This window comes from Streptomyces sp. NPDC004788 (genome assembly GCF_053601115.1).
This window is the reverse complement of sequence record NZ_JBSGBF010000002.1, coordinates 179,679-197,396: the sequence shown is the minus strand read 5'-3', so window position 1 is coordinate 197,396 and position 17,718 is coordinate 179,679. Positions and strand designations below refer to the sequence as shown.

Annotated in this window: 18 protein-coding genes; 9 read left to right on the top strand and 9 right to left on the bottom strand. The window is 73.0% G+C overall.

Annotated elements, in window-relative coordinates; all coding sequences use genetic code 11:
* Positions 1 to 78 precede the first annotated feature (78 nt).
* Entirely contained in the window at positions 79 to 699 is a 621-nt protein-coding gene (locus ACWEJX_RS01955) for a DNA polymerase ligase N-terminal domain-containing protein (RefSeq protein WP_451605609.1), read from the bottom strand.
* Between the two features lie 205 nt (positions 700 to 904).
* Here ACWEJX_RS01955 and ACWEJX_RS01950 point away from each other — a divergent pair, with 205 nt between their 5' ends.
* Complete coding sequence (locus ACWEJX_RS01950; RefSeq protein WP_451605608.1) at positions 905 to 1,543, top strand: endonuclease; 639 nt, start codon at positions 905 to 907, stop codon at positions 1,541 to 1,543.
* Positions 1,544 to 1,691: 148 nt separating this feature from the next.
* On the opposite strand, the gene ACWEJX_RS01945 is transcribed toward ACWEJX_RS01950, so the two are convergent.
* Both ACWEJX_RS01945 and ACWEJX_RS01940 read right to left on the bottom strand, forming a co-directional pair.
* On the bottom strand, positions 1,692 to 1,961 hold the full coding sequence (locus ACWEJX_RS01945; RefSeq protein ID WP_451605646.1) for a cytochrome P450: 270 nt from the start codon (positions 1,959 to 1,961) through the stop codon (positions 1,692 to 1,694).
* 308 nt (positions 1,962 to 2,269) lie between these two features.
* Complete coding sequence (locus ACWEJX_RS01940) at positions 2,270 to 2,962, bottom strand: HAD family hydrolase (protein WP_451605607.1); 693 nt, start codon at positions 2,960 to 2,962, stop codon at positions 2,270 to 2,272.
* Positions 2,963 to 3,130: 168 nt separating this feature from the next.
* Between ACWEJX_RS01940 and ACWEJX_RS01935 the strand changes: the two genes are divergently transcribed.
* Positions 3,131 to 3,457 carry a plasmid stabilization protein gene (locus tag ACWEJX_RS01935; RefSeq protein ID WP_451605606.1) on the top strand — a complete coding sequence of 109 codons (327 nt, stop codon included), beginning with the start codon at positions 3,131 to 3,133 and terminating at the stop codon, positions 3,455 to 3,457.
* A 3-nt stretch (positions 3,458 to 3,460) separates the two neighbouring features.
* Here the strand turns inward: ACWEJX_RS01935 and ACWEJX_RS01930 are convergent, their stop codons facing one another.
* Positions 3,461 to 4,288 (bottom strand): class I SAM-dependent methyltransferase, encoded by an 828-nt coding sequence (locus tag ACWEJX_RS01930; RefSeq protein WP_451605605.1) that lies wholly within the window; start codon positions 4,286 to 4,288, stop codon positions 3,461 to 3,463.
* A 303-nt stretch (positions 4,289 to 4,591) separates the two neighbouring features.
* Between ACWEJX_RS01930 and ACWEJX_RS01925 the strand changes: the two genes are divergently transcribed.
* Positions 4,592 to 5,578: a hypothetical protein gene (locus ACWEJX_RS01925; RefSeq protein WP_451605604.1), complete on the top strand. Its 987-nt coding sequence runs from the start codon at positions 4,592 to 4,594 to the stop codon at positions 5,576 to 5,578.
* A gap of 27 nt (positions 5,579 to 5,605) precedes the next feature.
* Here the strand turns inward: ACWEJX_RS01925 and ACWEJX_RS01920 are convergent, their stop codons facing one another.
* The 3 genes from ACWEJX_RS01920 to ACWEJX_RS01910 form a co-directional block, all read right to left on the bottom strand.
* Positions 5,606 to 6,793 carry a cytochrome P450 gene (locus ACWEJX_RS01920; RefSeq protein WP_451605603.1) on the bottom strand — a complete coding sequence of 396 codons (1,188 nt, stop codon included), beginning with the start codon at positions 6,791 to 6,793 and terminating at the stop codon, positions 5,606 to 5,608.
* 213 nt (positions 6,794 to 7,006) lie between these two features.
* On the bottom strand, positions 7,007 to 8,656 hold the full coding sequence (locus ACWEJX_RS01915) for an ADP-ribosyltransferase domain-containing protein (protein ID WP_451605602.1): 1,650 nt from the start codon (positions 8,654 to 8,656) through the stop codon (positions 7,007 to 7,009).
* Positions 8,657 to 8,756: 100 nt separating this feature from the next.
* Positions 8,757 to 9,434, bottom strand: coding sequence for a macro domain-containing protein (locus ACWEJX_RS01910; RefSeq protein WP_451605601.1), 678 nt, complete (start codon positions 9,432 to 9,434; stop codon positions 8,757 to 8,759).
* A gap of 144 nt (positions 9,435 to 9,578) precedes the next feature.
* Here ACWEJX_RS01910 and ACWEJX_RS01905 point away from each other — a divergent pair, with 144 nt between their 5' ends.
* Positions 9,579 to 10,409, top strand: a complete 831-nt coding sequence (locus tag ACWEJX_RS01905) for a glycoside hydrolase domain-containing protein (RefSeq protein WP_451605600.1) — start codon at positions 9,579 to 9,581, stop codon at positions 10,407 to 10,409.
* On the opposite strand, the gene ACWEJX_RS01900 is transcribed toward ACWEJX_RS01905, so the two are convergent.
* On the bottom strand, positions 10,352 to 10,888 hold the full coding sequence (locus tag ACWEJX_RS01900; protein WP_451605599.1) for a hemerythrin domain-containing protein: 537 nt from the start codon (positions 10,886 to 10,888) through the stop codon (positions 10,352 to 10,354). The two genes, ACWEJX_RS01905 and ACWEJX_RS01900, sit on opposite strands and share 58 nt — an antisense overlap.
* A 172-nt stretch (positions 10,889 to 11,060) precedes the next feature.
* Between ACWEJX_RS01900 and ACWEJX_RS01895 the strand changes: the two genes are divergently transcribed.
* On the top strand, positions 11,061 to 12,473 hold the full coding sequence (locus ACWEJX_RS01895) for an RtcB family protein (protein ID WP_451605598.1): 1,413 nt from the start codon (positions 11,061 to 11,063) through the stop codon (positions 12,471 to 12,473).
* Between the two features lie 106 nt (positions 12,474 to 12,579).
* Here ACWEJX_RS01895 and ACWEJX_RS01890 read toward each other — a convergent pair whose 3' ends face one another.
* Positions 12,580 to 13,044 carry an archease gene (locus ACWEJX_RS01890; RefSeq protein WP_451605597.1) on the bottom strand — a complete coding sequence of 155 codons (465 nt, stop codon included), beginning with the start codon at positions 13,042 to 13,044 and terminating at the stop codon, positions 12,580 to 12,582.
* A 148-nt stretch (positions 13,045 to 13,192) separates the two neighbouring features.
* Between ACWEJX_RS01890 and ACWEJX_RS01885 the strand changes: the two genes are divergently transcribed.
* From ACWEJX_RS01885 to ACWEJX_RS01870, 4 genes are all read left to right on the top strand, one after another.
* A complete protein-coding gene (locus tag ACWEJX_RS01885) occupies positions 13,193 to 13,852 on the top strand; it encodes a 4'-phosphopantetheinyl transferase family protein (RefSeq protein ID WP_451605596.1) in 660 nt (219 codons plus the stop codon).
* Between the two features lie 163 nt (positions 13,853 to 14,015).
* Positions 14,016 to 16,082, top strand: coding sequence for a beta-ketoacyl synthase N-terminal-like domain-containing protein (locus tag ACWEJX_RS01880; protein ID WP_451605595.1), 2,067 nt, complete (start codon positions 14,016 to 14,018; stop codon positions 16,080 to 16,082).
* Positions 16,079 to 16,873, top strand: a complete 795-nt coding sequence (locus tag ACWEJX_RS01875) for a thioesterase II family protein (RefSeq protein ID WP_451605594.1) — start codon at positions 16,079 to 16,081, stop codon at positions 16,871 to 16,873. The genes ACWEJX_RS01880 and ACWEJX_RS01875 overlap by 4 nt, the downstream gene beginning before the upstream one ends.
* Positions 16,861 to 17,718 carry a 3-hydroxyacyl-CoA dehydrogenase family protein gene (locus ACWEJX_RS01870; RefSeq protein ID WP_451605593.1) on the top strand — a complete coding sequence of 286 codons (858 nt, stop codon included), beginning with the start codon at positions 16,861 to 16,863 and terminating at the stop codon, positions 17,716 to 17,718. The genes ACWEJX_RS01875 and ACWEJX_RS01870 overlap by 13 nt, the downstream gene beginning before the upstream one ends.

Below are 17,718 nucleotides of genomic sequence, written 5' to 3'. Positions count from 1 at the left end.
GGGTTCGGTGACGAGGGCCGTGGGCTCCGCCGTTCACGGTTTCCGGCCGGCCGGCCGCGGAGAGCCGGTCCGGCGCGCTCAGGCCTCCCCTTGCCCCTCCCCGTCCTCCGCGGCGACCTGCTTGAGCGTCCGTCCGCTGCGCGCCGAACGCGCGCGCCGTGGGTCGGGCGTGCCGCCGTGCGCGGTGTGGCCGTGCCTGACCAGCAGCCACGCCTCCCGCTCCCCGCCCGAGCCCGTACGGAACCGGGTGAGCGCCCACTCGCCGCGCAGCTTGTGGCCGGCCAGCCGGAAGGAGGCGTGGCCGGCGTCGAGCGCCTGGGCGAACGGGACCTCGTGGCCGCGTCTGTCGGTGCTGCGGTTCTCGTAGCTGCCCTCGTCCCAGATGATCACCGTGCCGGCGCCGTACTCGCCGTGGGCGATGGTCCCCTCGAAGTCGCGGTACTCCAGGGGGTGGTCCTCGGTGGGCATCGCCAGGCGCTTGTCGTGCGGGTCGCCGGACGGGCCCTTGGGGATCGACCAGGACTTGAGCACGCCGTCGACCTCCAGGCGGAAGTCGAAGTGCATGGTGCTGGCGTCATGGATCTGGACCACGAAGACGGGCTCGGCGCCGGACCCGGCGCCGTCGCCGCCACCGGGCTCACGGGTCTTGCGGAAGTCCCGTTTCCGCCGGTACTCGGCCAGGGTCTGCGGTCCGGGCATCGTCGTTCCTCCTCTTCAGCCCCTGCGTCTACCCCCGCGGTTCCCCTCCGACACGTCCGGTGCGACCGCTCCGGTGTGACGGCGACGATGCGGGGCAGCCGCCACGGCAGAGGCGTACGACGTGCGGCCCGTACGACGTGCGGCGCGTCCGGCGGGTACGGCGCGTACGGCGCTGCGGCGCGTACGAAGGCGAGGTGCCCAGGCGATGACACGCGACACGATCACGTCCAGGCTGCTGGCCGAGCACGGCCGGACGTACGCACAGGAGGCCGGCATCACGCTGCGCGACAAGCCCGCGCCGCTGTACCAGCTCCTGGTGCTCACGGTGCTCTGCTCGATCCGGATCAGCGCCGAGACGGCGACCAAGGCCGCCCGGGAGCTGTTCCGGGCCGGACTCCGCACCCCCAGGGCGATGGCCGACTCCGACTGGCAGGACCGGGTGGACGCGCTGGGCCGGGCCCACTACGTACGGTACGACGAGAGCACCGCCACGGCTCTCGGCGACGGGGCGCGGCTGGTGCTCGAACGCTGGCACGGCGACCTCCGCCGGATGCGGGAGGAGGCCGGCGGCGACCCGGGCGCGCTGCGTGAGCTGCTCCGAGAGGTGCCCCGGATCGGCCCGGTCGGCGCGGACATCTTCTGCCGGGAGGCCCAGGCCGTCTGGCCGGAGCTGCGCCCGTACTTCGACGACCGGGCGTGCGAGGTGGCGGAGGACCTCGGTCTCCCGCACACCCCCCGTGGCCTGGGTCAGCGCGTGGCCCCGAAGGACCAGGCCCGGCTGGCCGCCGCCCTGGTCAGGGTCGGCCTGTCTAAGGACGCGGCGAAGAAGCTGCAGGCCGCGTGAGCGCGCGTCGTACGTGCCCGCGCCGGGGTGCCGGCGGCTGTGGTCGGCGCGCCGCGCCCCCGAGTCCTGGAAGGCACGTGCGGTCATCCCTTCGCACGTGGCGCGGTCCCGCCCCCGGGAACGGCGCGAGGCGAGGGTCCCCGGCCTGCTACCGGCGCAGCATCCGCAGTCGCAGCCGGTGCGGCCGCAGGACCGTGGTCAGCCGTGCGGGGCGGTCGTCCACCGGCCCGGGCGCGGAGACCGGCCGCCAGCGGGCCAGCACGGTGGCGAGCGCGATCACCGCCTCGGCGCGGGCGTAGTCGGCGCCGAGGCACTGGCGCGGCCCGTTGGCGAAACCGGCGAAGCCCCGGCGCGGCAGCGCGGCGGCCCGCTCGGGCAGCCAGCGGTCCGGATCGAAACGGCCGGGGTCGGCGGAGATCGCCGGACCTCCACCAGGTCCCCGAAGCCGGACAGGCCTCCGAGGAACGCCGCCGGATCCCGCACCAGGGCGGGCAGATGCCCGAGCACCGGCACTGCCCCGGGCACGCCGGCACGGATGTACGTCGTGGTCGCGGCATCCCGCGCGGACGAGGACACGGGCTCAGCATAGGGGCGGCGGCGGACGACGCGGCCGACCGCCGCGAGGTGGCCCGAGTACCCGGTGCGGGTACCCGGGCCGGAAGGGATCAGCCCCCGGGGGCAGGTGGCCGATGCCGGTGCCGGTGCCGGTGCCGGTGCCGAAAGGGATCAGCCCGGGGGCCGGGACAGCGGGCTCGCGTCGATCTGCCGGAGCAGCGTGAGCGCGTCCTCGTACACGAGGACGGCGCCCGCGTCCTCCAGCTCGCCGCGCGGGACGCCGCCCGTCAGCACGCCGATGCAGGGCACGCCGGCCCGCCGCGCGGCCTCGACGTCCCACACCGTGTCCCCGATGAAAACGGCGTCCGACGGTTTCGCGTCCACGGCGTCCAGAGCGGCCTGCACGAGGTCCGGGGCGGGCTTGGTGACCTCCGCGTCGCTCCCCGTGGTGGCGGCCTCGATGACGTCGTCGGCATCGAGGCGCTTGCGGGCGGCGGCCACCTCCTCCGCCGCCGCGGAGCTCGCGAGCACGACCCGCCAGCCGCGGGCCGCCGTCGCCCTGAGCAGTGCCGCCGCGCCCTCGAACGGGCGCAGGTTCTCCCACCACCCCGCGTACAGCGCTCCGTGCGCGTCGGCGATGGCCTCGTCCTCCTCGCGTCGGAGGTGCGGGCCGAGCACCTCGTCGATGAGCCGGTCGGCGCCCATGCCGACGGCACGGTGGATCCGGACCATCGGCACGTCGTGGCCGTGCCGGCGCAGCGCCTGCCACCAGGTGAGGACGTGCAGGTAGTTGGTGTCGACGAGGGTGCCGTCCAGGTCGAACAGGGCGACGCCCCCGGGTGCTCCTGCGTCGTGCGAGGTCATTGCGCCTCCTGTGGATCCGCGTCGCGCACTCACCCGGCCACTGCCCGGCATCGGCTGCGCCATGCGGGCCCCGCGCGGCGGACCGGCTCCGCGAACAGTGCGCATGAACGGCCGAGGGCGGGGCAGCGGCCGACGGGAGGGGCCCTGCGTACGACGAGAGGAGTGGTCATGCCCCGTGGATCGAGTGCCAAGCGTGAGCGGCAGTACGAGCACATCAAGGAGAGCGCCCTGGACCGGGGCGAGAGCAAGGAGCGCGCGAAGGAGATCGCCGCCCGCACCGTGAACAAGGAACGCGCCCGGTCCGGCGAATCCAAGAAGGCGAGCAAGAGCTCGACCCAGGACACGTCGTCCTCGCGCCGCGGCGGGCAGCGTTCGCACAGCGGGTCGGAGGGACCGACCTACGACCAGCTGTACGCGGAGGCGCAGCGGCGGAACATCCACGGCCGCTCGAACATGAACAAGGCCGAACTGAAGCGCTCCCTGGGCGGCGGTTGAGGCTCAGCGGCGGATCGCGGTGATCACGTAGTAGTCGAGGAGGCCCTGTTCCCAGGCGTGCAGGAAGTTCCTCGGCCAGGTGCCCGGCTTCCACTGGTCGGACAGCCAGTGGTCCCAGCCGGGCCAGACCGAGGAGCCGATGGACTCGCAGCGCACTCCGGTCAGCCCCGACCGGGTGAGGGCGTCGGTCAGTTCGGTGGGCGGACGGGCGATGTCCAGCCCCTCCGCGAAGGTGTCGAGCAGCTCGGCCAGCCGGGGGGCGGCCGCGGGATCCGACGCGAAGAAGCTCGTCACGGCGGCCCGGCCGCCGGGGCGCAGCACCCGGGCGGCCTCGGCGGCGAAGAGGGCGAGGTCGTCGAAGTGCTGGGCGGCCTCGACGCTGTAGACGCAGTCGAACTCACTGTCCTCGAACGGCATCCGCTCGGCGGCCCCTCGCACGAAACGCAGCCGCTCGGGCCCGTCCGCGTCCAGCACGTCCGCGTTGGCCCGGCGGGCCCGGTCCAGCTGCTGCGGGTGGATGTCCATGCCGGTGACCAGGGCCGGCCCGTACTCCGCCAGGGCCAGGGCGCAGCCGACGCCGAGCCCGCAGCCGACCTCCAGGAGCCGGGCGCCGGCGAGCGGCTTCGCGGTGTCCAGTACGCGCCGGTAGAGGTCCTGCTGGCTGCGGACCCTGTCGTCCACGGTGGGCGTGCCGTCGAGGTCCTCGGGCCGCCAGTAGCCGAAGTTGATGAAGCCGCCCGCGAAGACGGGGGCCGAGCTGAGGTCTGCGGGGCCGTACGTCTCCCGTACGGTGGCCCGCATTCCGCCGGGCCGGTCGTCGGCTTGGGTCATCGATGCACCTCCGCACCCAGTGTGGCGACCCGGTGACGGTCTGTCGACGGGCGCGCCTCGGCGCGCCGGACGGATGCCGGGCTTGTGCCGGGCGGATGCCGCGCGCATGCCGGGCGAATGCTGGTACGGAATCGGGACGTCGTCGTCACGTCTCAGGGCTGGACCTTGTGGCCGAAAAGTAGCTAAGTATGAGCAGCCTCGTCGTCATGGACCGCTTCCGTGGCAGCGAGATCTGTTCCGACCACCCGTCATGCGACCACAGGGGGATTTCGCGCCATGAGCGACGGTAGAGGTGGGCCTGAGGTGCCCCGTCCGGAGAACAACGCGGCCCACGGGATCACCCCGGACACCGGCGGCGGCTTCACCGACCCGACTCCGGGCCAGGACGACGGCATCATCGTCCAGGGAGGTCGCACGGCCCACGGCTCCCCCGACTCGGCGCAGGCGATCGGGCCCAAGCAGGACGACCCTCGGGCGATCGGGCCCAAGCAGGACGACCCCCGGGCGATCGGCCCGAAGCAGGACGACCCCCGTGCCATCGGACCCAAGCAAGACGACCCCCGCGCGCTGGGGCACGGCATCATCGTGCAGGGCGGGCGTACCGAGCACCCGGACAAGAAGGCGCGTCAGAAGCGCCCCAAGAAGAAAATGAAGACCATGATGCTGGTCATCGGTGGCGTCATGGTGGTCGCCGTGGGTGGGGCGATCGCGGGCCGGCAGTTGGGGCAGGATCCGGCCACCACGCTGCCGCAGGCGGCGACGCCCGCCGCTTCCGCCCCGGCCGGCACGTCCGGCACCGCCGCCCCGTCGGCCTCCTCCGACAGCGCCAGCCAGGCGCCCGCTCCCAGCGAGAGCGCTTCGGCGACGGCGACGGACTCGCCCACGCCCGTCGCCTCCACCCCGCCGGCCCGGACCGGCACCGGAAACGGAAGCAGTGCCTCGCCGGTGCGTACGACGCGGTCGGCACAGCCGACGCAGTCGAGCACGGCCGTTCCGGTCGCCGCACCGGAGCTGTCGCTGCGTCCGACCAGCGTCCAGGAGTACTGCGCGAACGGCCAGTGGCCGAACACCCTGGTGGTCCGCAACAGCGGCGGCGGCGACCTGGACTGGTCGGTCGGTCAGCTGCCCGCCGGAGTCACCGTCAGCGCGGGCGAAGGATCCCTCGCCGCCGACGGCTCACAGGTGATCACGCTCGGCGGCCGGGCCGAGCAGCTGCCCGCGGACGGCCGGTTCACGATCGGCTTCTCCAGCAACGGCGGCAGCGGCCAGGTGACCGTGAACTGCGCCTGACCGGTCGGGCGCGGGAAGCTCCCGGTGTCACACGTCCCATGTCACCGGGAGGCTCTTGACCCCGTAGATGTCCGCGGTCTCCGGGCGCAGCACGACCTCTTCCGCCGGTACGGCCAGGCGCAGGGTGGGGAAGCGGTCGAGCAGCGCGGCGAACGCGACGCGCATCTCGATGCGGGCGAGCTGCTGGCCCAGGCACAGGTGGACGCCGTGGCCGAAGGCCAGGTGGCCGGCGGGCTTGCGCCGGAGGTCGAGGACGTGGGGGTCGGTGAAGCGCTCGGGGTCGCGGTTGGCGGTGTTGTAGGAGAGGACGACGGTGGTGCCGGCCTCGATGGTCCGGCCGCCGACCTCGACGTCTTCGAGCGCCGTCCGCATGAACGTCTTGGCCACGCTCAGATAGCGCAGCAGCTCTTCCACGGCCTGGTCGATGAGCGTGGGATCGGCGCGCAGCGCGGCCAGTTGGTCGGGGTGCTGGAGCAGGGCGAAGGTGCCGAGCGAGAGCATGTTGGCCGTGGTGTCGAAGCCGGCCGCCAGCAGGATCAGGCTGATCCCCTTCAGCTCCTCGTCGGTGAGGTCGGTGTCGGTGAGTTCGCTGAGCACGTCGTCGGTGGGGTGCGCGCGCTTGGCGGCGACCAGTTCGGCGAGGTACTCCTGCGTGGCCGTGTAGGCCGCGATCAGCTCCTCGTCACCGGTCTCCCCGCTCATGAAGGTGTCGATCTGCTCCTGGAAGGAGGCACGGTCCTCGTACGGGACTCCCAGCAGCTCGCAGATGATGATGGTCGGGATGGGCTTGGCGAAAGCGGTGACCAGGTCCGCCGACGGGCCGGCGGCCTCCATGGCGTCGAGGCAGTCGGTGGTGATCTGCTCGATGCGCTCGGTGAGCAGGCGCATCCGGCGTGCGGTGAACCTGCCCACCAGCGGCTTCCGGTAGCGGCTGTGCTGCGGGTCGTCCATGAGGAGGAACTCGCCGGGCGGCGCCGGCGGGACCTCGAAGTCGACCACGTTCAGGAGGTCCTTGCGCGAGCTGAACCGCGGATCGGCCAGGACCGAGCGCACCAGGTCGTATCCGGTGATGAGCCAGCCGGGCTTGCCGCCGACGTGAGTGAAGGGACTGACCGGGCCGCGCTGACGGGCCTCGATCAGCTCGGCCGGTGGGTCGAAGGGGCAGCCAGGCTGACGCGTCGTCGGGGTCGTGACGGTGTGCGGGGATTCACTCATGGCTCTTCCTCAGCTTCTCAACTCGCGACATGACGTGTTTAGTTCAGCTCGAACGCTACGTTGCGTTCAGACTTCGGTCAATCGCAGAAATGGCGTTTACCCACGTGAACGCCGGTAAATTGATGCAATGACGCTGGAGTCAAACGCAACGTAGCGTTGCAATGAGAGAGAGCGAAGGCAATGCCCCGCAGACCGCGCCGACCGCGCCGGCGGTCAGGAGACGAGCGGGGCGTCCACCTCGGTCAGCTTCACCGTGCACAGGCCGCCGCGCTCGGTCGTCACGTCCGTCACCTCCAGCTGGGTGCCCGGGGCGAGGATGTACTCCTCCTCTCCGGTGAACGCGGAGAAGCTGCGGATGCCCACCGCGCGCGCCGGGGTCACCTCGAACAGCGTCCGCTTGCCGCGACTGCCGAGGAAGGAGCGGGCGACGCTCAGCTCGGAGGTGCAGGAGGAGACGCCCCACCAGGTGACCGTCCGCCCGACGGGGTACTGCCGGCGCAGGTCGAGGCCGACACCGCGCCACAGCGGCCGGTGCTGGGCGGGCAGTGCGGAGACGGCGTCGAACAGCAGCCGCAGATACGGCAGGTAGGGCACCACGCGGCTGCGGTCGGCGGAACGCAGCACGGCGTTGATGTTGCGGTAGAAGCCGGACTCGCAGGTGTAGAGGAAGAGCGCGGCGATGGCGTCGGCCGACAGCGCGCCGCCCGGCTGCTCGTCCGCGCGCCGCTTGCCGAACTCGCGCGAGCGGTCGATGTGCCGGCCGAGTCCGGCGAGCACCTGCGTGACCGGGGCGACGGCCTCCTCGAAGGGCATGAGCGGGGTGTCGAAGACGCCGGTGACCGGCGGCAGGACGTGCCCCTCGTCCCGGACGCTGGTGAGCCGCTCCAGATACAGCTGGTGCAGCTCCATCGTCGAGGCGATGAAGGCGCCCATGCGCGCGGCCACGTCGTCGTCCGTGCCCCCGCCGCCCGCATCCGTACCGGCGCCGCCGCCGGGCGCGGGCTGGTTCCAGCCCTTGCTCGGGAGCCAGTCGATCTCGTCGGCGCCGAGCGACAGCAGCGCCTGGTTCACGGTGCCGAGGTGGTCGCCCTCGCAGAAGAGGTCGCCCTGCGCCGCCGGGTTGGCGTGGTCGATGTGCCGGACCTCCACGCCCGGGTACTTCTTCTCAAGGCGCCGGACGATCGTCTTCAGGCCGCGGGCGTGCGCGCCCCACCAGGCGAAGACGACGCCGCGGTCCGCCTCGTCCTCGGCGTCCTGCTTGGCCCGGAGGATCTCCTCCACGATCCGCTCGGCGACCGGGCGCCAGAACGCGGTGTGCTGGTCGGTCCCCATGGCGCCGTCGGCGCTGGCGGTCAGGGAGGCGTTCAGGAGCAGCACGCCCTGGGTGAGCATCGCCTGGAACCACTCGGGCGGCTGGACCGTGTCCCGCTCCTTGAGCAGGGCGCGGACCTCGCCGACCGGGGTCTTCTTGGCTATGCCGTACTTCCACATGGCCGCCGCCTTGATCAGGCAGCGGATGCTGACGACCCGGCCGAACTGGCTGTCCTTCCAGTCGCTGAAGGTGTTGTCGAACATGGCGATGCCGGTGGCGCTCTCCGGCCGCGGATAGGGGTTCTGGCCGAAGGCGACGACCTTCCACTTGTGCGGCGGGTTGGGCTTGAGCGCCTGGAAGGTCAGCTCCCGCACCGGCACGACCTGGGGGCTGCGGCCGGGGCCGATGAACTCGGCGGCGTCCGGCCTGGCTTCGAGGACGGGCTTGAGGAGCGGCAGCCAGGGCTCACCGCCGCCGGTGAACAGTTCGGCGAGGGCGAGCGGGTCGTGCGCGTCGGGCTGCTGCGGAGGCGTGGCGGTGGCGTCGCTCATCGAGGAGGGGCTCCCGGTCGTCGTACCAGTGGGCTGAGGTGAAGGGTGGAGCGGGGACTGGGGGGCGGCGCCGGTCGGCGCGGCCGCGGAGTGGCCGGGATCAGCGGCGAAAGGAATGCCCTTTCGGCGGCATGATCCGGACCCGCTGCTCGGGCGGCGCCTGGTCGACGCCGGCGAGCTGGGTGGTGATGATGGCGCGCAGCTCGTCGTCGTCCTCGAACCAGTGGTCGTGGAAGAGCGTGTAGCCGGTCCACATCAGGTTGGCGCAGACGCGGGCCGGCACCCGGCCGGTCCGGGCGCCCATGCCGACGAGCGCCACCGAGCGGATGCTCCCCGGCGCCCGCCGGTTCTGCCGGTGCACGGCCTGGAAGGCCGCCGCGCAGGCCATGGCCACGTTCAGCGTCTCGCTGACGTTCTGCGAAGAGGCCACCATCGTCGGCGTCGATATCAGGAAGCGCGGGACGGTCGCCCCCGACGGCACGCACACCGCGCTGCCCACCGGCATGCTGCCGGCGAACCGGTCCCGGATCGCCCGCCGCACCCGCAGCTGGATGCCCGCCCCGAGATGCCGCTTGATGGCGGCGTCCACTCCGCCGTCCATCCGCCCCGCCGCGTTCGTCGGCGTCACCCACGCGTCCACGTCCTCGTCGAGGATGGAACCGCGCCGGATCTCGATGCCCGGAGTGTCGGCGAACGCCGCCCGCCAGGCCTCCACCACACCCGCGCTGACGTCCGTCAGAACCACCCTCAGCGCGGTGTCCACACAGCCCTCTGCCATCACATTCCCCCTTGTCAGGAACCGCTTCTCCAACACCTCCGACGCTATCGGGCAGCACTGACAACGGCCCGGTCCCGGCGCCCCGGACGGCGTCCGTTACAGTGCGGTCTGCTCCGAGGGACGGAGCATGTGAATGGGGTGGACATGGCCGGCCATCGGTTGTCGAAGAAGCGTCGCCACATCGCCGCGGCGACCGGAGGCGTCATCGCCGTCGTGGGCGCCGTGGCCCTGGCGCAGACCTCGATGGCGGCCACGACGTGGCCCGCGCAGCGGACGTTCACCGGCCGGGCCTTCGACACGTGCGCGGCCCCTTCCCTGGCGGCGATGAAGGCGTGGAAGAGCAACGGCTTCTACGGCGGCGCCGCGGTCTACATCGGCGGCAGGAACCGCGGCTGTGCCCAGCCGAACCTCACCGCCTCCTGGGTGAAGTCGGTCAACGCGATGGGCTGGAAGCTCATCCCCCTCTACGTCGGCGCCCAGCCGCCGTGCCAGACCAGCGCCAACCCCGAGAAGCTCACGGCCGCCACGGCGGCGTCGCTCGGCGCGACGGACGCCGGCGACGCGGTGGCGAAGGCGTCGGCGCTCGGCGTGAAGCCCGGCAGCCCGGTCTTCCTGGACATGGAGCCGTACGACATCACCAACAAGGCGTGCAACGACGCCGTGCTGACGTACGTGCGGTCCTTCACCAAGACGCTGCGCGCCAAGACCTACCGCGGCGGCTTCTACGGCTTCACCAGCTCCAGCGCGAAGGCCGTCGCGACGGCGACCGACCGCACCGACCTGCCGGGCAACCTCTGGTACGCGCTGTGGGACAAGCAGTACACCACCACGGCCGACTGGCCGTGGGGCGCCACCCAGTACACCGACCACAGCCGCGGCCACCAGTACCTGGTCAACAGCAAGGAGACGCGCGGCGGTTACACGATCACGGTCGACCAGGACGCGTGGGACGGGCCGGTCGCGATCGTCGGCTGAACCGCGTCGAGGGCCGCGCCGATCGCGCGCTCCTCGTAGCGGAAGTGGGACTCCATGATGGCCGCGAGTCCGTCGAGCTCGCGGCCGATCGCTTCCAGGTCCGGGTCGGCCGAGGCGGCCGCCGTGTCGGCCAGCTCGGTCACCCGGGTCAGGATCGAGGAGATCAGGCCGTGGTCCTCGACGAGCTTGGCGATCGTCGGGGCGAGGTCGGGGCGCTCGCGCAGGAGCTGCGGGAAGATGCCGTCGTCCTCGCCGCGGTGGTGCGAGGTCAGTGCGGCGCAGAAGGCCAGGCAGTGGTCGAGGAGGGTGCGGTCGGCCGGACCGGGCCGGCCGAGCCGTGCCCTGGTCTCGCCGATCCGGCGGCGGAGGTCTTCGTGTGCCTGGTGGAGCTGCCTGCTGAGGGCGGCGACGCGGTCGTCGCCACGGGGAGCACGGGGAGCAGCGGGAGAATCGGGACAATCGGGAGAATGGGGAGCCACAAGTGGCGGTCCCTTCGGTTCCGCACCTCCATGCCTGACGCTGTCCGTCACCGGCACGCGATGCTGGGGCTCATCCGACCACGTGCGACGGCGTGAGGGCAAGGGGAGCTCCCGCCCGCTCCCGGCCGGTCCGTCCCGGACGTGGGAGAGTGGGAAGGGTGGGGAGGTCGCCATGGACCTGATCGAGGAACGTCCCTTCCGCTACCGCATCGATCCGCACGAGGGCATGCGGGTGCCCGGAGTGGTGTTCGCCTCCCGGGAGCTGCTCGCGGACGCCGAACGGTCGCTTGACCAGGTGGTGCGGGTGGCCACGCTGCCGGGGATCGTGGCCGCCTCGTACGCGATGCCGGACATCCACTGGGGGTACGGCTTCCCGATCGGCGGGGTCGCCGCCACCGACGTGGCGGACGGCGGGGTGGTGTCGCCGGGCGGCGTCGGCTTCGACATCTCGTGCGGGGTGCGGCTGCTCGCCGCGGACTGCGACGAGGCGGCGCTCCGGCCCGTACTGCTCGACGTGATGGACGGCCTGGACCGGGCGATCCCGCGGGGCGCCGGGCCCGGCGGGGTGTGGCGGCTGGACGGGGACCGGGAGCTGGAGCGGCTGCTGCGGGGCGGGTCGCGGTTCGCCGTGGAGCGGGGGCACGGGGAGGAGCGGGACCTGCTGCGCTGCGAGGACGGCGGGGCGGTCGCCGACGCGGATGTGACGCAGGTCGGCGAGCGGGCGCGGCAGCGCGGGCTCGGGCAGGTCGGGAGCCTCGGCTCGGCGAACCACTTCCTGGAGGTGCAGCGGGTCGAGACGGTGTACGACGAGCCGGCGGCGGCCGCGTTCGGGATCAGCGCGGGCCAGGTGTGCGTGATGATCCACTGCGGGTCGCGCGGGCTCGGACACCAGATCTGCACGGATCACGTCAAGCTGATGGACCGGGCGATGGCGCGGTACGGGATCACGGTGCCGGACCGGCAGCTGGCCTGCACGCCGGTGGAGTCGCCGGAGGGGCGGGCGTACCTCGGCGCGATGGCGGCGGCCGCCAACTACGGCCGGGCGAACCGGCAGTTGCTGTCGGACGCGACGCGTGGCGTGTTCCGGCGGGCGGCCGGCGTACGGCTCTCGCTGGTGTACGACGTGTCCCACAACCTGGCGAAGATCGAGCACCACACGGTGGACGGCGCCCGGCGGCAGCTGTGCGTGCACCGCAAGGGCGCGACCCGCGCATTCCCGCCCGGCCATCCCGAACTGCCCGGGGACATCAGGGAGTTCGGGCAGCCGGTGCTGATCCCGGGAACGCTCGGCACGGCCTCGTACGTGCTGGCCGGGGTGGCGGACGGGAGCGCGTTCCACTCCACCTGCCACGGCGCCGGCCGGACCATGAGCCGGCATCAGGCCGCGCGCACGATCACCGGCGGCGAGCTGCGGGCGAGGCTGCGCCGGGCCGGGATCGCCGCTCGTCCGAAGTCCTGGCGGGGCCTGACGGAGGAGACCCCGGAGGCGTACAAGGACGTGGACGCGGTGGTAGCGGCGAGCGAGGGCGCGGGGCTCTGCCGCAGGGTGGCGCGGCTGGTGCCGCTCGGGGTGGTCAAGGGGTGACGCACCGCGCATCGGGGCCAGGGCTCCGGCGCACCCGGCCGGGTCCTCCGTCCGACCGGTTCCGGGGGCCGGTCCGCCCCTGATCCGCACGGCGGTCGCCGGGCGGTCACACGTCCACGATCGCCGTGCAGGACCAGCCGTACGGGTCCGGCCCGATGTGCAGGCCCTGCCAGGAGATGCCCTTCGGTACGGCCCCGATGATCTCGACCTGGTCGAGCTCCGCGACCGCCGAGCGCACGTCCAGGCCGCCGTCGTCCTCCTCGGCGGTCTCGACCTCCACGTCCACCGGGATCCGGCCGGTCACTTCGAGCCGGAAGACGAACTCGTCGAGCAGTCCGACGAGCAGGTCCTCGTCGCTGCCCGGCGCGAGCCGCACCCGCTCCACGGCGGTGGGCCGCACGCCCGACACCTCGGCGAAGCACTCGACCATGCCGAGCACGGCCTCCGCGAGGCACGCCTCCCGGGTGGGGCCCCAGGCCCGTACCTGGGCGTCGGCGGTGTGCGGCACCGAACGGTGGCCGCTGCCGCCGTGCCGTCGGGCCCGCAGTTCGTCGTCCAGGTCGCCGACCATGCTCCCAGTCTCCCACCGGCGCCCGGAGCCGGCACCGGGCCGGACCCCGGCCGCCCGCGCGTGACCCCGGCTGACCTCGGGTGACCCCGGAGCGGGGCCGCCGGGCGGCCAGCCGTACCTTGACCCCCATGATCCAGGTGAGATTTCTGTGAGGGCGCTGCTGCCGCCGGGAGTGGTGGTCGTCGAGTCGCACGGGGACGTTCCCGGCGCGCGGCCGTTCCCGGGCGAGGAAGAGGCGCTGGCGCGGGCGGTCGAGCAGCGGCGGCGGGAGTACGTGACCGTGCGGCACTGCGCCCGGCAGGCGCTCGCCGAGCTCGGGCTGCCGCCGGTGGCGATCCTCAGCGGTGAGCACCGGGAGCCGCTGTGGCCTTCCGGGGTGCTCGGCAGCATCACGCACTGCGACGGATACCGGGCCGCCGCGCTCGCGCGCGAGGGTGCGGTCGCCTCGGTGGGCATCGACGCGGAGCCCCACGCGCCGCTGCCGGAGGGCGTGTTCGGCGCGATAGCCCGGCCCGAGGAGCAGGGCGAGCGGGAGCGGTGGGCGGACGAGCGGCCCGGGGTCTGCTGGGACCGGGTGCTGTTCAGCGCGAAGGAGTCGGTCTACAAGGCGTGGTTCCCGCTCGCCCGGCGCTGGTTGGGCTTCGAGGACGCCACCGTCAGGTTCGCGCCGGAGGACGGGACGTTCGCCGTCGAGCTGCACCGGACGGGTCCGGAGGTCGACGGGGTGCCGCTCACGGCGATGAGGGGCCGGTGGGCCGTACGGAACGGGCTGATCCTCACCTCCGTGGTGGTCCCCGCGGCCGGCTGATCCGCCTCCGCGACGACACCCCGAACGGCGATTTCCGGCCAGTCGATCACGGTGCCCCGCCCGCGCCCCAGGGCTCCCCAGGTGAACCCTTGTGGCCCGACTGCGGGTTGCATAGGATCCACGCGTTGATCACGGAACGGAAACGGGGGGTGCCGTGATTGCGGTGGACAGGCGTATCGCCGTCATAGGTCTGACCTGCAGGTTTCCCAATGCGGACGACCCAGAGGCGTTCTGGCGCAACCTGCTCGAAGGCAGGGATTCGATCACTCGGGTCAGCGGCCCCGACGGCGTCGCCGCCCGCGGACTGCTCGACGATCCGGAGTGGTTCGACGCGGGATACTTCGGCATTTCGCCACGCGAGGCCCGGATCGTCAATCCGCAGGCCCGGCTGTTCCTGGAGTGCGCGCTCGCCGCGCTCGAGGACGCCGGGCAGGATCCGCAGCGGGTGACCGGAGCGGTCGGCGTGTACGGGGGCGGCGGCGAGAACGCGTACGCGCAGCTGCTCAGGGCGAACCGGGCCGAGCTGCCGTCGGTCTCCGACTGGGAGATACGGGTCGCCAACGGGCCCGACTTCCTCTGCAACAGGGTCGCCCACCGGCTCGGTCTGACCGGCCCGACGGTGGCCGTGCAGGCCGCGTGCGCCACCTCTCTGGTCGCCGTGCACCTCGCGGTCCAGGGGCTGTTGAACGGGGACTGCGACCTGGCCCTGGCCGGCGGCGTCACCGTGCGGCTGCCGGCCGGGGTGGGCGGGCCCGACGAGGTGGGGATCCAGGCGCCGGACGGCGTGCTGCGCGCCTTCGACGCCGCCGCGAGCGGCCTGGTCGGCGGCGACGGAGTCGGTGTCGTGGTGCTGAAACGATTCGCTGACGCGGTGGCCGACGGCGACCGCGTCGACGCGGTGATCCTCGGGTCGGCGGTCAACAACGACGGCGCCGACCGCATGGGCTTCACGGCCCCGGGCGTCGCCGGACAGGCCGCGGTCATCGAACGGGCCCAGCGGGTGGCGGGCGTGACGCCGGAGTCCTGCACCTACGTGGAGACCCACGGCACCGGCACCCGGCTCGGCGACCCGGTCGAGATCGCCGCGCTCACCAAGGCGTTCCGCCGGGAGCGACCCGACGACACCGAGCGACCCGAGCAACCCGACGACACCGAGCGACCCGACGACACCGAGCGACCCGGCTACTGCGGGATCGGCTCGGTGAAGACAAACATCGGGCACACGGACGCCGCCGCGGGCGTGGCCGGTCTGATCAAGACCGTCCTGGCGCTCAAGCACGGCGTCATCCCGCCCAGCCTGCACTTCACCGAGGCCAATCCGGAGATCGACTTCGCGACCAGCCCGTTCCGGGTGGTCACCCGGGCGGAGGAGTGGCGGCCGGAGGGCATTCCACGCCGTGCCGGGGTGAGCTCCTTCAGCGTGGGCGGGACGAACGCCCACGTGGTCCTCGAACAGCCCCCGGCGGAAACCGGTTCGGGCGGGACGCCGAGCACGGGCGGCCCGTACGTGCTGCCGCTGTCGGCGAAGACCCCGACGGCCCTGGACGCCGTCACCGAACGGCTCGCGGAGCGGCTGCGCGCCGAGCCCGGCGTGCCGCTCGCCGATGTGGCGTGGACGCTGCAGACCGGCCGCCGGGAGCTCCCGTACCGGCGGATCGCGATCGTGAACGACACCGCGGACGCCGTGCGCGTGCTGGCCGGCGAGGAGCCGGAGCGGCTCGTCACCGCGCCCGGGGCGGTCTGGCCGTCGGCCGGGGAGCCCGAGGAGTCGGGGGAGGATCCCGCCGCCGCGGGCCGACGCTGGCTGACCGGTGCCGCCGTCGACTGGGCGGCGCTGCACGGTGGCCGGCGGCCGCGCAAGGTCGCCCTGCCCACGTACCCCTTCGAGCGGCGGCTGTTCACGGTGGGGCGCGGCGACCCGCCCGCCCCGGCACCGACACCGCCCGCGCCCGTGGCCGCCACCGCGCCGGTCGCCGCCCCGCCGGACGGCACGGCCACGTACGAGCTGGTCGCGAAGGTCTTCGCCGAGATCCTCGACCTGCCCGAGGTCGAGCCCGACGAGAGCTTCTTCGACCTCGGCGGCGACTCGCTCATCGCGACCCGCCTCGTGGCGCGGGTCCGCGAGACGTACCCGGTGGAGCTCGCGCCCAAGGAGCTGATCACGGCGCCCACGGCCGAGGAGTTCGCCGCGCTGATCGAGTCGCGGCTCGGCCGGGACCGTACGCCTTGACGCGGTGGACCGTCCGCCGGCACCGCCGGCCGGACGCCGGCACCGTCCTCTACTGCTTCCCGCACGCCGGCGGGCTGCCGGGCGAGTACGTCCGCTGGTCCGACGAGCTGCCCGGGACCGAGGTCCGGGGCGTGCACCTGCCCGGCCGGACCACGCGCCGGGCGGAGCCGCCGTACACCCGGATGGACGCCCTGGTGGACGCCCTGGTGTCGGCCGTCGACTTCGAGGATCCCGACGGCACCGGAGCGGACGGGCGGCCGTTCGTGTTCTTCGGCCACAGCCTGGGCGCCCTGGTCGCCTTCGAGGTCGCGCGTGAACTGCGCTCCCGTGGGCGGGCGTTGCCGCGGCGGCTGATCGTCTCCTCCTGCCCCGCTCCCCCGCTGCCGCCGGTCGCGCGGCCGGTGCACGGCCTGTCGGACGACGAGCTGCTCGACGCGATCGAGCGGGGCACGGGCGAGCCGATGGCCCATCTGCGGGAGGACGACGAGCTGCGGGAGCACGCGCTCGCGAGCTTCCGGGCCGACTACGCGCTCCTGGAGCGGTACGCCCCGGTGGCGGCCGAGCCGCTGGACCGCCCGATCACCGTCCTCGCCGGCGGCGAGGAGCCCTGGTCGTCCTGGCACGACGGCTGGGCGGCGCACACCAGCGCCGCGACCGAGCTGCGGGTCGCGGCCGGTGGCCACTTCTACTTCCGCGGAGGACAGGGGCGGGACGATCTCCTGCGCGCCCTCCGCGAGTCCCTGCAGATTTCGACACCGACGACGAGGGGAGACCGCGGGTGGACCGCATAGGCGTGGTGGGCGCCGGAACCATGGGGCGCGGGGTGGCCGAGCTGTTCGCGGAGCACGGGCACGAGGTGGTGCTCGTGGACGTGACGGAGGCCGCCCTGGTGTCCGCGCGGGACGAGATCGCGCGGAACGTACGGTTCGCTCCGCTGGTCCGTCCGGGGACTCCCGTACGGGATCCGCAGGAGGTGACCGGGCGGATCGACTTCACCCTGGACCTCAAGCGGCTGGGGGACGTGGACTTCCTGGTCGAGAACGTCACCGAGGACTGGGACGTCAAGCGCCCGCTGTACGCGGAGCTCGACGCGGTCTGCCGGGCCGGGGTGCCCTTCGGCGTCAACACCTCGGCGATTCCGATCACGCGGGTCGCCGGGCTGACCGGCCGGCCGGAGCACGTGATCGGCATGCACTTCATGAACCCGGCGCACCTCAAGCCCACCGTCGAGCTGATCCGCGGCCACCACACCTCGGAGGAGACGATCGCCCGTACCCGGGCGCTGCTCGACGGGGTCGGCAAGGGGCACGTGCTCGTCCAGGACTCCTCCGGCTTCGTGACGAACCGCGTCGCGATGCTCACCGTCAACGAGGCGGCCTTCCTCCTCCACGAGGGGGTCTCCACGGCGGCGGACGTCGACCGCCTGTTCAAGGAGTGCTTCGGGCACGCGATGGGTCCGCTGGAGACCGCGGACCTCATCGGCCTCGACACCGTCCTGCTGTCCCTGAAGGTGCTGTACGACAACTTCGGCGACCCCAAGTACCGGCCCTGCCCGCTGCTCACCCGACTGGTGGACGCGGGTCTCCTCGGGCGCAAGACCGGACAGGGCTTCCATTCCTACGAGTCGGGAGAGTGA

Excerpts from the sequence above, each read along its gene's own strand:
- ACWEJX_RS01955 (WP_451605609.1), bottom strand. The coding sequence starts at position 699 with ATGCCCGGACCGCAGACCCTGGCCGAGTACCGGCGGAAACGGGACTTC.
- ACWEJX_RS01950 (WP_451605608.1), top strand. The coding sequence starts at position 905 with ATGACACGCGACACGATCACGTCCAGGCTGCTGGCCGAGCACGGCCGG.
- ACWEJX_RS01940 (WP_451605607.1), bottom strand. The coding sequence starts at position 2,962 with ATGACCTCGCACGACGCAGGAGCACCCGGGGGCGTCGCCCTGTTCGAC.
- ACWEJX_RS01935 (WP_451605606.1), top strand. The coding sequence starts at position 3,131 with ATGCCCCGTGGATCGAGTGCCAAGCGTGAGCGGCAGTACGAGCACATC.
- ACWEJX_RS01930 (WP_451605605.1), bottom strand. The coding sequence starts at position 4,288 with ATGACCCAAGCCGACGACCGGCCCGGCGGAATGCGGGCCACCGTACGG.
- ACWEJX_RS01920 (WP_451605603.1), bottom strand. The coding sequence starts at position 6,793 with ATGAGTGAATCCCCGCACACCGTCACGACCCCGACGACGCGTCAGCCT.
- ACWEJX_RS01915 (WP_451605602.1), bottom strand. The coding sequence starts at position 8,656 with ATGAGCGACGCCACCGCCACGCCTCCGCAGCAGCCCGACGCGCACGAC.
- ACWEJX_RS01910 (WP_451605601.1), bottom strand. The coding sequence starts at position 9,434 with ATGGCAGAGGGCTGTGTGGACACCGCGCTGAGGGTGGTTCTGACGGAC.
- ACWEJX_RS01905 (WP_451605600.1), top strand. The coding sequence starts at position 9,579 with ATGGCCGGCCATCGGTTGTCGAAGAAGCGTCGCCACATCGCCGCGGCG.
- ACWEJX_RS01895 (WP_451605598.1), top strand. The coding sequence starts at position 11,061 with ATGGACCTGATCGAGGAACGTCCCTTCCGCTACCGCATCGATCCGCAC.
- ACWEJX_RS01890 (WP_451605597.1), bottom strand. The coding sequence starts at position 13,044 with ATGGTCGGCGACCTGGACGACGAACTGCGGGCCCGACGGCACGGCGGC.